The 13,153-nt window shown below is 43.7% G+C and carries 10 protein-coding genes; 1 reads left to right on the top strand and 9 read right to left on the bottom strand.

What is annotated here, in order from left to right; translation table 11 throughout:
• Positions 1-13 precede the first annotated feature (13 nt).
• The 5 genes from LCU_RS00920 to LCU_RS00900 form a co-directional block, all read right to left on the bottom strand.
• On the bottom strand, positions 14-988 hold the full coding sequence (locus LCU_RS00920) for a 3'-5' exoribonuclease YhaM family protein (protein WP_054644509.1): 975 nt from the start codon (positions 986-988) through the stop codon (positions 14-16).
• The gene (locus LCU_RS00915; RefSeq protein WP_054644508.1) at positions 966-3,689 is read right to left on the bottom strand and encodes an ATP-binding protein; all 2,724 of its coding nucleotides are present in this window, start codon (positions 3,687-3,689) and stop codon (positions 966-968) included. The genes LCU_RS00920 and LCU_RS00915 overlap by 23 nt, the downstream gene beginning before the upstream one ends.
• 2 nt (positions 3,690-3,691) lie before the next feature.
• Entirely contained in the window at positions 3,692-4,885 is a 1,194-nt protein-coding gene (locus tag LCU_RS00910; protein WP_039098161.1) for a metallophosphoesterase family protein, read from the bottom strand.
• A 396-nt stretch (positions 4,886-5,281) separates the two neighbouring features.
• Positions 5,282-5,626, bottom strand: a complete 345-nt coding sequence (locus LCU_RS00905; RefSeq protein WP_004270950.1) for a YlbF family regulator — start codon at positions 5,624-5,626, stop codon at positions 5,282-5,284.
• Between the two features lie 25 nt (positions 5,627-5,651).
• Positions 5,652-7,733 carry a PBP1A family penicillin-binding protein gene (locus LCU_RS00900; RefSeq protein WP_064777006.1) on the bottom strand — a complete coding sequence of 694 codons (2,082 nt, stop codon included), beginning with the start codon at positions 7,731-7,733 and terminating at the stop codon, positions 5,652-5,654.
• Between the two features lie 154 nt (positions 7,734-7,887).
• On the opposite strand from LCU_RS00900, the gene LCU_RS00895 reads away from it, so the two are divergent.
• Positions 7,888-8,778: an RluA family pseudouridine synthase gene (locus LCU_RS00895; protein WP_056966717.1), complete on the top strand. Its 891-nt coding sequence runs from the start codon at positions 7,888-7,890 to the stop codon at positions 8,776-8,778.
• Between the two features lie 114 nt (positions 8,779-8,892).
• On the opposite strand, the gene argR is transcribed toward LCU_RS00895, so the two are convergent.
• The 4 genes from argR to LCU_RS00875 form a co-directional block, all read right to left on the bottom strand.
• Positions 8,893-9,354: an arginine repressor gene (gene argR, locus LCU_RS00890; RefSeq protein WP_056966715.1), complete on the bottom strand. Its 462-nt coding sequence runs from the start codon at positions 9,352-9,354 to the stop codon at positions 8,893-8,895.
• A 152-nt stretch (positions 9,355-9,506) separates the two neighbouring features.
• Entirely contained in the window at positions 9,507-10,913 is a 1,407-nt protein-coding gene (locus tag LCU_RS00885; protein ID WP_054644506.1) for a PTS fructose transporter subunit IIC, read from the bottom strand.
• 13 nt (positions 10,914-10,926) lie between these two features.
• On the bottom strand, positions 10,927-11,385 hold the full coding sequence (locus LCU_RS00880) for a PTS sugar transporter subunit IIA (RefSeq protein ID WP_004270946.1): 459 nt from the start codon (positions 11,383-11,385) through the stop codon (positions 10,927-10,929).
• Between the two features lie 16 nt (positions 11,386-11,401).
• On the bottom strand, positions 11,402-13,153 hold the full coding sequence (locus tag LCU_RS00875; RefSeq protein WP_056966714.1) for a BglG family transcription antiterminator: 1,752 nt from the start codon (positions 13,151-13,153) through the stop codon (positions 11,402-11,404).

The raw sequence follows: 13,153 nt of genomic DNA, 5'->3' as shown, positions 1-13,153 counted from the left end.
TCTTTTTGTACATTTATTCTGTTGGTTGATCTAAATTAGGATCTTCGACTGGGCGATAGAAACGCCGCCCATCCATTGCGAAGAGCCGTTCAGTAAACTGACCTGCTTCCGCATGTTGTAATGACTGGGTCATCATCGTGATACTTGCATCTAATTCATCAATTTGATGCAGAACTTCTGCTTCAAGAACTTGTGGCCGGACAGGTGAACCATATTCCATTAAACCATGATGGGCCAAGATAACATGCCGCAATAGCAACATATCCTCAGCATTCACGTCGATCTTTAATGTATCACAAGCCCGCACTATCTCTTCATCAACCAGTACAATATGACCGATCAAATTGCCACGAACCGTGTATTCCGTTGAAACAGGACCGGACAATTCTAGCGTTTTACCTAAATCATGCAAGATAACACCAGCATATAGCAATGCCTCATCAATTTGTGGATATTGGGCAGCAATCGTCTTAGCTAAGCGCAACATTGAAAGTGTATGATAGGCCAAGCCGCCACTAAACGCGTGGTGGTTGGTCTTAGCCGCTGGAAAACTGAAGAATTCCGCTTGATGTTTTTGCATTAAATGTCGGACCAGACGTTGCCAATTTGGGTTTGTAATCTCGAATAACATCGCACCAAATTCATCTTGCATCTCGGTTACTTGCACCGGTGCTTTAGGAATAAACTGGTCAACTGTTTGCGGTTCGTCCCCCGTCGTTAAGCGCAGTTTATAAATCTTAACTTGCGGATTATTTTGGTATAATTCCCGCTTACCTTGTAAATGAATCACCTGACCCGCCGTAAATTTAGCAACGTCTTCATCAGAAGCATCCCAGTATTTACCACCGATTTGTCCCGATTGATCTTGGAACGTAAACGCGATGAATTGCTTGCCGTTTTTAGCAATCCGCACGTCCGCCGTTTTAATTAGTACAAATAAATCCAGATTCTCGTCGTTTTGGTAATCAAATAATTTCTTTGCTGTCATGTGTCAGCCCCACTTCCTCTAGATTTAACCAATGATCCGCTTCAAAGTGCGCTTGCGTCCGCGGATTGGCCGTTAAATAAATCACTTGGTTGGCCGCACTGAGTCGTTGGAGTAATGTCCAAACGGCGATTTGGCGTTGATCATCAAAGTTGACAAAGCCATCATCCACCAATAAAGGTAATGAGACTACGTCAGCTACCTCTTCTGCAAACGCAAAGCGTAGCGCAATGTATAACTGCTCTGCAGTCCCCTGTGATAATTCACCGACTTCAAAAAGCACTTGATCCGCCCGTAAAACCGTCATCAGTGTGTCATCGAAGTTAATCTTAATATACCGATTCTGGGTTAGAATTGCAAAATACTGCGTTGCCTTTTCCAATAAACGGGGGAACCGTTCTTGTGAAGCGGCCTTCAGCGTCGCTTGAATCCAATCAATTGCTAACTGCTTAGCAAGCCACTCTTGGGCTAAATCAGTAATCTTAGCCTGTTCTTGTAATTGTCGCTGTCGCTGTTGTTGATAACTGTCATTATCGACAAGTTGCGCTTGCGTCACGCGTAGTTGCGCAACAGCTTGTTGCTGTTCTTGTAACTGACTTGTCAAACTTGCCACTTGTTCTGTAATTTGAGCGGCTTGTTGCTTAAGCTGTTCTTGACTAGCGATTGCTTGTAAAGCCGGCAAGTCCGTTGCCAATTCGCGTTTTAAATCAGCTTGACGTTGTTCATTAGCACGGCGCTGTTGCTCATTAGCAACACAACTGGCTAATTCTGCGGCGATTGTTAAGTTAGCCTTTGCTAGTAATGCTGTTTGTGCAGCGTCTTGTTCTTTAATCGTGTCTGTTAAGCGTGTCACTTGTTGTTGATAATACCGGTAACTCTCGTTGCTTTGTGCAAGGTCTTGTGTGAGTTGGGTAATCCGGGCTTTGAATTGGCTCACCTGGGACAAGTTCTCTTCATGACTGCCCTGTAACGCCCCCACCCAATCACGGGCAAAAGCAAACGCATCCCAATACATATTTAGTGCCGCTTCGATTGCTTGATTTTCGGCTTGTTGTTGTTTGAGCGCCATGGTCAATTGAGTCATCCGGCTTAAAGCATGCTGCATCGCTAAAACTTGACTGATTGGCATCGCCGTTTCGTAGCCAGTTTGCGCCAATAATACCGCGCTTTGTTCGTGCATCGTCTGCAATATTGCTTGTTGTGCTTGTAAGGCAGCTGTCTTGGTTTGCTTTTCAGCCTGCAACACATCCAACTTAGCGAGCGCTTGTTGCCAAGCTTGTTTTTGCACTGGTTGGTCATGGTCAGATTGTTTATTTTGCCACATCATGTAACCACCATAGCCAAGTGCGGCTAGTCCAACGACCGCAATGACTTTCAGAGCGCCCGGCAAGAAAAGACCAATCATGAATATGACTACGCCAATCAGCATACTCAATTGACTGGCACGTCCATCAGTCGTTGGCGTTTCTTGTGGTTCAACCTGACTAACTGCCGCGTTTTGCGTGGCTAATTGCGCCTCTAAATCAGCCAGTTGCTTGGTCAGCACTTGACTGGTCGTGGTTGCCCCATTCATTTCAGCTTCGGCTTGTTCTAGTTGTGCGCGTTGCTCATCTGTCAACGGATTTGGTAGTTGATCCGTTTGCCATTGATACTGCGCTGCTAATTGGGCTTTTTCGCTAGCGAGTTGTGCGCTTTGGTTTTGCCGTAATCCAAGTAATTGAATTTGTTTTTGCTGTTCATTTAATTGTTCAAACAATGGCACCAACGTCTCTTGATTAGCTTGATAAAATCGAAATTCACCTGTTTGATCCAATGTTTCTTGAACAGTTGCTACCTCGGATTTTGCTTCTGCTAACGCCTTTGCATTGCGTTCTCGTTCGACCACTAATGCTTGGTATTGTTCGTCAATCGTTAAGTCAAACGGCGTTGCCTTTTCAAGTTTAGTTTGAAGTGCTTGCCATTCCGCATAACTTGGCCAACGATCAAGCAAATGTTGCAACTGCGCTTGGCGTTGTTTTAATTCAGCCACTTGCTTTTGGTGTTCCGTCATTGTCGCAACGGTACTCTGCAATAGACGTGCGTTCGTTTCATATTCTTGATAACCACGACTAGCTTCGTTAACGGATTGCACTAACTCTGGATAATTCTTCAAAGCAACATTCAATGGCCACTTACGCCCAGAGGGTTTGAAAATTTTCTGACTGTCCTTATCCAGTTCCTTGGCAAAGTCGAGCCACTCATGACTCCCCACCGCACCAATCGTCAATAAATGCTGCAAAAAATCAGCCTGTTTTAGATTAAATATCTGATTTAAATCCTGTTGGTTCGTTTCAAAAATCTGCGTAAACAAAGCTTCATCCGCTGGTGCCAAGAGGTCAGCTAAGTAATCAGCGCCAAATTCTTGGCCTTGATCGATGACCGTTACGTCGCCCCCAAACTTACCGGAAAGCCGCCGAATCACAATATCGCGATCATGATAGCTAACCAGTAATTCACCACCGTATTGCGCGCCGTTTTTGGGCACATATTGTTCATACCGTTGTTTAGCGGTCGCAAAGCCGAATAACACGCCTTTAATAAAGGCTGTAAGGGTTGTCTTCCCCGCCTCGTTTTGACCATAAAGGACTTGATAGTCGGTATTCAAATCAATCGTCTGATCATGCCACTTACCGAAGCCCAAAATGGTGACTGTCTTAATTCGCATGGCTAATCCCCCATCTTCTTCTCTTGTAGAATTGTCGTGACTAAGTCCTTGAGATCCGCTTGAAATTCTGGTGTTTCAATTGCTTCCCGGATAAAGTTTTCCTTCATTAACGGCTTTGCTTTTTCCAGAATATTGTCCGGTGTCAAGATAGCTTCAGCCGCTTGGTCCCAGTAGGCTTGGTCAATCTGACTAAATTGCTGTTGTGCTGCAAACCGCAACTTCAACGCGTATGGCCAATGCAGTGGTTCACTATTTTCCAATTGGTCTTGTAAGACTGCCAATAATTCACCATTATTAATCCGTTGCAATAAGTCACTCGATAATCGCTCCGCGTGTGTTAGCTCTAGCGCCACTAAACTAGCATGATCACTTTGCATCAATTGGGCACTCAAAGCCGTTTGCAATTGAGTTAAGCTCATGTCAGGTGTCACCTCAAACTGTTGACGTTGCCACTCAATGACCGTCGTTGGTTTGAACGTTAAATCGAACTGACCATCTTTGGTGTCCACTAAATAAAAGCCTTTTTCACCAGGTTCATTCTTATGCCGCCCTTGTAAGTTCCCCGGGTAAACAATCGCTGGTCGTTCTTGGAGAATCTGGCGCTTATGAATGTGACCTAATGCCCAATAATCGTAATGGCAAGCGTTCAATTCACTAATCGTAAATGGTGCGTAGTGATCTGTATCGGCCGTTGCTTTTTGACTACCGTGCAACGTCCCAATCGTGTAAGTTGTGCTGGCACGTTGTGGAAAATCAACCACTCGATCAGCTGACAACCACCGTTGATCATAACTGAACCCTACAATGGTCACACTCTCATGTCCTTTGGTAGTCAGTTCAAACGACTCTACTTGTGCTCCAAAAACATGGACATTGGCGGGCAATTCAAAATGCACTTGATTGGCATCCCAGTAATCATGATTCCCGTAACTCAGATAGACCGGAATGTCGACATCTGCCAAACGTTCAAATTGTTGTTTTAAAAATTTCTGAACTGGCAAACTCTGCGCTTCTTGATCAAATGAATCACCAACTAATAATACAAAATCGACGGCTTCATCGATGGCTGTCTGAATTAATTTTTTAAACGCCGTGAAAGTTGACGCATGGATTGTTTCCCACAATGCTGTCGGTGCTTGTTTTAATCCGACAAACGGACTGTCGATATGGGCGTCAGCTGCATGGATAAATTTCATCTTGAAAAACCCCATTCTTTTGGCCGGTCGTAACCAGCTTAGATAAGCTTCATTATACCATTGCCACGCGGTGTGATAAAGGCGATCAGAACAAACGTTCTGTTTTTAGGCAATAAAAAAGCGGTGAATCGAAATCAATCGATTCACCGTTTGAAACGTGCTTCTGGTTGCAACAACTTCCGCTTAATTTAAAAATCGCGTTAATCCTAGAACCTGGATTAACGCGATTTTTGTATTAATGCTCAGTTGCTGACCGCAATCAGTCACACTCTTATTTGAAACGTGCTTTTTGAAACTGACTTTTCCAGTTAACTACAAAATAAGACTGATGACAAAATACGCCATCAGTCTCATTTTTAGGTTAATCCTCAAAGTCAAACCCGTTTCAAACGCATTCTATGCTTGGTAGATATCTGCGATTGGTTTTGAGATGATTTGGTTTAATTCATCCATTGTTTGGCTTAATTGACGTTCTTGTTCCATCAAGTTCTTGATTGCGTCGATGTCCCCAATTTTTTGAGCAAGTTCTTGGATTTCTTTAATTTCGTCGTCCGTTAATTCTTGACCTTGCATTTGTTTTTGTTGAAGTGTCATTTGTTGCGTTTGGAATTTCTTAAACATTGTGAAGGCAATATCGTCTTTTTTCAATGCTGCAAAGGCATTTTGTAAGCCTAAAAATTGTGGTAATTCTTGCAAGTGCGTTGCCATTTGGTTGGCATCATCATAAATATTAACTGTCATTGTACTGACTCCTTTTTCCATGTATTTAATTGAAAAAACCTTTCAAATTATTATACCATTGATTGGCTGTATCTTTCGCTTTATTTATCCCATCTTTAAAACCCGATTCAATTGAATCGACTAATTCGTTCGATGTCCCACTCTGTTCTTTTTTCGCCAACGATTGAGCATCTTCAGTATCAAAGTCCGTCTGTGCTGTGGTTGGTAAGAGTTGTTGCATCTCATATTTAAAGATTGGTGCTAAACCGTCAATGCTAGTGTTCTTCATAAAGTGATCTTGATCCGTCTTGTCATACCCCATCCAAGTCGCAACAACAATATCCGGCGTATAACCGACTAACCATTGATCTTTGGTCCCAAAGCCATAACTATCAGGCACTTCAGTACTACCAGACTTCCCTGCGACTTGATAGCCGTTGGGTTTCGCATAACGCCCAGTCCCATTATTATAAACGCCCAACATCATGCTAGTCATTTCTTTGGCTGTTTTTTGGCTCATAATCCGTGTCTTGGATGGTTCGGTATTATCAACAATCACGGCGCCACTCGCATCAACAATCTTCCGAATAAAATGTGTTTCAGACAATTCACCGTTATTCGCAAAAGCCGTATAAGCACTGGCCATTTGGTAAGGTGAAACCCCACCTTGCCAACCACCTAGAGCCATCGCCAAGTTTTGGTCACTCTTGGGTACTGAAATGCCGAATTTTTCGACCGACTTAATGCCGCGTTTGAGGCCGATTTGATTTAATAACCAAACCGCCGGCGCATTTGTACTGTTGGCTAGCGCCTGATACATTGGCATCGATCCGGTATAAACGTTATCCGGGTTCGTTGGTATATAGTGGTTAGTCCCATAGCTTTGCTTCTTATCTTCAAGTGATGAATCATAGTGGTAGCCATCTTCTAAGGCTGGCGTATAAACCGCCAATGGCTTGATGGTTGATCCCGGTTGACGCTTCATCTGTGTAATGCGGCTATAACCACGGATTGTATACTCACCACGACCACCAACGACGGCTGATACCCCGCCGGTTTTCGGATCAATTGCAACTGAACTACCTTGAACTAAGGTGTCATCCGCAGCGTTATCAGGGAACAACCAATTTTGTTTAAAGGTGGTTTCCATCTTACTTTGTTGGGATTGGTCGAGGGCAGTATAGATCTTGTATCCGTTCTTAACGAGGTCTTCTTCTTTCAACCCAAAGCGGTTAATGGCTTCATTCACAACCTCATCAAAGTAATACGGATAACGATACCCATCCGACTGCTCGTAGGTATTCGTCACGACAAGTTGCTCTTTCTTAGCAGCGTCGGCTTGTGCTTGCGTCAACTTGTTATTATCGACCATCAAGCCGAGAATTAAGTTCCGCCGCGCAGTCGCATTATCTAAATGGTCAGCCGGATTATAGAAACTAGGGCTCCGCAACATCGCTGCAATCACGGCGCCTTCACTAGCATCTAATTCACTCGCATTCTTACCAAAATACCGTTTTGACGCATCCTGAACGCCCCACACCCCGTTACCGAAGTAGGCATTATTCAAATACATCGCTAAGATATCCTGTTTGGAATAGACCTTGGTAATCTGAACAGCTAAGAATAATTCCTCAAACTTCCGCGAGAACGTCTGCTTCTGACTCAACTTGGCATTCTTGGCGAGTTGTTGGGTAATCGTACTCCCACCACCGGTAATCTGCCCATGATGAATCACTAACCCAACTGCTGCTCGTGCTAGCCCTTTAATACTGAATCCATGATTGGTATAAAAGGTCCGATCTTCAGTCGACAAAACAGCATTTTGAATCTGCGGCGATATCTTATCAAGATCGACATAAGTCCCTTTTTGCGAATATAACGTCCCCGCGCGTTCATCCTTAATGTCATAAAGCGCCGTTGGGGTTTGTAAGTTGGCCTTAATCTCACCGACGTTAGCCGTCTTCGCTTTAAACGTGAGCCAGCTGCTCATCGCGAAAATGAGAATTAAAACAGCGAGAATCAGCCATCTCGTCAATTGTAGTCGATACCAGACATAACGAATCACGCGCCAGACGCGTTTCATAAATTGTTTAATCGCCAACCAAAACGGCGAAGCTTGCTTGTTCATGCGATCCCTCTTCTTACGGTCAAAATTAATCTTGTTTAATTGTAGCATATTCGTCAATTGACACTGATGCCAATCGAAGACATTAACAATCTTTTAAAATTTACTTTTACACCAATTTTCGCTAAACTAATAGCTTAAAGGTGGTTGAACTCTAATGATAATTTACCAAAAAAAAGTGACTTTAGCGCCCGACTTTAGTCCGATGTCTGTCCGCGGCCTGCTGAATCACTGGTTAGTGCCGCAAAAAATGCAACATTTCTTGCGGATTAATCAAGATATTTTGGTCAACGGACATTATCTCGCCTTCAACCGACACGTTGAAGCTGGCGATCAAATTACGATGAACTTCTCAGAAGTTTCCGTTAAGGTCCAAGACTACGAACTTGATGAACGGCAATCTTTTTCCGTTTTATACGAAGATGATGATTTACTGGTCGTCAATAAACCGGCGGGGATTAAAACCCATCCGAACGGTCCTGGTGAAAACTTCACCCTAATGAACCAAGTGGCGGCCTATCTTGCTAAACAAGATAAAAAGGCCTACATGGTCCACCGCATCGATCAAGCAACCAGTGGCGTGCTCTTGATTGGTAAAACCCCAATCGTCATCGGCATTTTAAACCGACAGCTTAGTCAAAAAACAATGTCGCGCCAATACATCGCTATTGCTAACGATCCGGAACAAACACTCTTGGAACATGCAACGATTAACCTCCCAATTGGTGTCGATCCATACAATAAGCGCAAACGCACGATTGATTACATCACAGGTTTATCCGCAGTGACCCATTACCAATTACTGCATCGAAAAGGACCTGCAGCAACCTTGGCAGTCAACCTCGAAACAGGGCGAACACATCAAATTCGCTTGCACCTGGCGGCTGATGGTCATCCCATTTTGGGTGATCCGTTGTACTTTCCAACCGATTCAACACAGCGCCTACTACTCCACGGGCAAACGTTGCGCTACACAGAGCCCTTCACGGATGAACAAAGAACAGTAACAGCCCCCATCCCAGACATTTTTAACCAGTATGTAGATTAAAGAGTGAGTTATCAGCCGGATATCTCCTGAGGATTAACACAGAACATGTTTAGCTCAACAAAATAAGGCGTTGCGACAAAAAATTACTTTTGTCGCAACGTCTTATTTGTTTGCTTATCTCGCTGTTGCTAGATGTTGTGCGAAACGTTCGTTTAATTCGGCTGCTAGTTCCTCACTAGGGCTAATGATAACAATCGTATCGTGACCCGCCAGCGTCCCGACAACTTCTGGGTACCCCAAATCATCGATTAAGGCTGCTAATAAATTCCCGTTACTTGGGAGCGTCTTAATTACGTTTAACATTTGCACTTGTGTAATGGACAAAGCCACTTCACGCAGTTTATCTTTTAATTTCTGAGTTTGGGTGCGTTCGTCATCGTGAAAAATCGTATAGCGGAGCTCACCGTTCACATCCCGTGCCTTAACGATTTGCATCTCCCGAATATCACGTGAAATGGTCGCTTGCGTTGCATCAATCCCATCTTGTTTCAACGTTGCTAATAAATCCTCTTGCGTCGAAACAACTTGCTGATTAATGATTTGTTCGATTCGTGCTTGGCGATCTCCTTTTTTCACGACTGCCACCCCTTTTTACCTTAATTGGCTCTATTATACCAGTTTTTATCAAAATTCGATAGACAGCGCTTTATATAATTCAAAAAAGCGCATGTTCATAACTTTTTTACCCACAAAAAAAGAGCGCCGATTACTCGTGTGCCCTTTTAAGATTAAGCTTTCCGTGCTTTTCGTACTTTAAATGTGATTAAAATTGCGACCGCAACAGCAACCCCTGCCAAAATTGAGAGGAAGAACAAACCAATATTATTGGTTGCACCTAACACCCCAACGATTGGGCCACCATGTGGCACTGCATCGGTGATTTTGAAGACCATCCCGACTGCACTAGCAACTGCTGAACCAGCAATGATACTTGGGAAAACTTGTTTTGGGTTAGCTGTTGCAAATGGAATGGCGCCTTCAGTAATCCCAATCAAGCCCATTAAGATAGCTGGAATCCCAGCTGATTTTTCTTCTTCTGTATAAAGATCGCGACGAACAAATGTTGCAATCCCCAATGCCAATGGTGGAACAGCAACGGCACAAGCAACAGCACCCATGATTTGTGGATGTCCAGCCGTAATCGATGCCACCCCGAATAAGAAGGCCACTTTATTAACTGGGCCACCCATATCAATCGCGACCATCGCACCAATCACAACGCCAAGAATCACACTCGTTTCTGGATTTTGTGAAAGGGCCGTTAACATATCTTGTAGTGCCGTCATCAACCATGAAATAGGTGCGCCTAAAACGAGAATTAAAACGGCTGAGATAATCCCAACCCCTAATAACGGAATGACAAAAATTGGCATCACTGGCCATAAATCTTTTGGTACGGGCCATGAATTAAACCATTTAACCAAGTAACCAGCCGCAAAACCAACGATAATCGCACCAATAAATCCAGTCCCGGCTTTTGTACCAAGGATGTCTGTATTGTTGGCGACCATTGCACCGATCATTGCGGGTGCTAAAGCTGCACGCCCCGAAATAGCATAAGCGATATAACCAGCGAGAATTGGAATCATTAAGGTAAAACCAATCGTCCCAATCTGATTCATACTACTCCAAATGGTATGTGGTGGAATCACCATTCCTGCTTTAGTCGGATGCCCACCAATCGCGATTGACAAGGCAATAAACAACCCACCGACAACGACAAACGGAATCATATGGGAAACCCCATTTAATAATTGCTTAATAATTGGACTTTGTTCATGACTGTCCTCTTGTTTAGCTTCTGTTTTCGGCTGATTCTTGCCATAAATACCTGCCGTTAGTGCTTTTTCAATCAGTGTATCAGAATCTTTAATAGCTTCAGCGGTCTTCGCATATAGTACTGGCTTGCCATTAAACCGTTCTTCCCCATCAACGGCAACGTCAGCGGCAATAATCACGAAATCGGCATCAGCCACATCTGCGGCGCTTAATTCATCCTCTACCCCTGAAGCGCCTTGTGTTTCAATCTTAACTTCATATCCGCGAGCTTGCCCGGCTTTTTGCAGTTTTTCAGCTGCCATATAAGTATGGGCAATCCCAACTGGACATTTTGTAATCCCAACAAACTTTTTCATCTTCTAAATCCTCCTAGTTAAATTCGATTTCATCGTTAACTAACGTGTAGAGTGCCATTGCATCATGCCGATTTTGCTTCAAATTATGAATAAAAGCGTCATCCATCAACTTGCGCGCAAACTTCGACAACACTTTTAAATGCGTCTTATTAGGGTCATCGAGCGGCATAATTAGGGCAATCGCGATTTCAACTGGTGCGTCATCTAATGCTTCCCAATCAACACCAGTTTCAAACGTGACAATTCCGACAACTGGTTGAGTTAATCCCGCCACTTTCGCGTGTGGAATCGCCACCCCATTCCCAAAACCAGTTGTGCTCTCAGCTTCACGCGCATTGAATCCCGCGGTTAATGCAACCCGATCTAACCCATTCTTATCAGCAAATAATTGCGCTAGTGTTGCTAATGCCGTCGGTTTATCATCCCCAACAACGATATCTGTAAAAATATTTTCAACATCAAATTCTTTCATCTGGTAACACTCCATTCTAATTTTTCTGATTCAATTGTGCCAAGATGGCGAGGGCAGCCGTCCCATCAGATGCTTGTGCGACTTGCTTTAAAAGACGGGGGGTTTCAATCAATTGGTCTAAATCATGATAAATCGCCCGCATTTGGCCATGAACAGTTTCGTTCAAGGCCATAAAGAAGACGAGCTGCACTTTGTCGTTGTGTTGCCAATTAATACTTTGGGGTGCAATCAGCAACCCAATGGCTGGCTTGGTAATTAATTGTGAATCCGCATGCGGTAAAGCTACTCGACCAAGTGCCGTACTTGCTAAAGCTTCTCGGGCCAGCGCTGCCTGGACAACCGTTGGCTTTGCATACCCTTGATCAATGAGCCGCTGACAAATTAATTCAATTGCGCCTTGATCCGTTAACTGCTCTTGCGTGACAATTGTCAGTTCGGGTTGCAATAAAGCTACTAAGTGATTGGTAGGCGTCGGTTGTTCAGTAATCATCTGGCGAATGATTCCAATATCATGCCGATTTAACAAAGGACTGACTTCAATCACCGACACTGACAAACCTTTAATCGCAATCGTACTGATGACTAGCGATTCCTTAATCGGGGTTGCAAGTAGTTCTCCCAAGGCAATAATACGAGTAATCCGTAATTCTTGAGCAAACGTTTTGGCCAACCGTTGCCCTAATAATTGCGATGTCCCAATGCCACTACTACAAACCACCACAACACTCAAGCGTGCATCTTCTGAATGTCGTTCAAAAAAAGCTTCAAAGTGTAAACTAATAAAGGCTAATTCGTCCTCATTCATTTGAATCTGATACTGATTTTCAAGCACCGGCTTTAGTAATACTGCTTGATCAAAGGCTTGCGGAAAATTCTGGCGAATTTCATCAGTATATGGGTTATTAATACTCAATCCCATTGCAAGCCGGCGAAGTGCCGAACTTAAATGAACCGCCAACCCCTGAATTAATTCCTCATCAACTGCTAATTGAGCAAGCTGTTGCCGTAATAGTTGTGGCAGCCCGACTGATTGCCGCAACTCGGTCTGGATAGTTTGAACAGATGTATCCTTCGATTGGACCGTTACTAAATGACGGTTGAGATATTCCTGTTCAAAATCCGGAATTGTCAATTCAAATCGCCGTTCTAAAATCTGTACTAACAGCTGTGTTTCGGCAATGAACGGTGTCACCACTGGTTGGGCTCCATTGCTTCCACCAGTTGGTGCTGGCATCATCAGATGAATCGCTAACGACTGAAACTCGTAATCAGTAAATGATAGCGTACTTTTTTCAATTAATTCCGTTAAAGCTGTGAGTATGTTTTTAATCAAGGCTGGTTCAAACAGTTGATTCAGATTATCCGGTAATTGAGCATGACGCACTAACTGTCCATTTAACTCTTTAGCCTCAGTCCGTTTTCCCCAATACTGACTGATTAACTCCACCGTTGCTTGCCGCTTTTGATGCTCAGAACCGATTAAGGATAAACCGGTATGCGTGATTGCCAATTGAAGACCGAATTGCGCGAGTTTTTGCTTTACCTTTTTCAAATCATTCTCGACTGTACTCCGACTCACGTATAGGGTATTAGAAAGTTGTTGAATCGTAATCGATGCTGAACCTAATAATAATTTAGCCAGAATGCAATGACAGCGTTCTTCCTTGGATTGGGGACGATCATTGGCCTTTTTTTCAAGATGATTGGCTAATGTCGCGACATCCCCGGTAAAATAAATACCGTCATTCGGTTTTCGAACGAGTTTCAC

The organism is Latilactobacillus curvatus JCM 1096 = DSM 20019 (genome assembly GCF_004101845.1).
Classification (GTDB): Bacteria; Bacillota; Bacilli; order Lactobacillales; family Lactobacillaceae; genus Latilactobacillus; species Latilactobacillus curvatus.
Note: the sequence above shows the minus strand (reverse complement) of the source record. Positions and strands in the feature narration are given on the sequence as shown.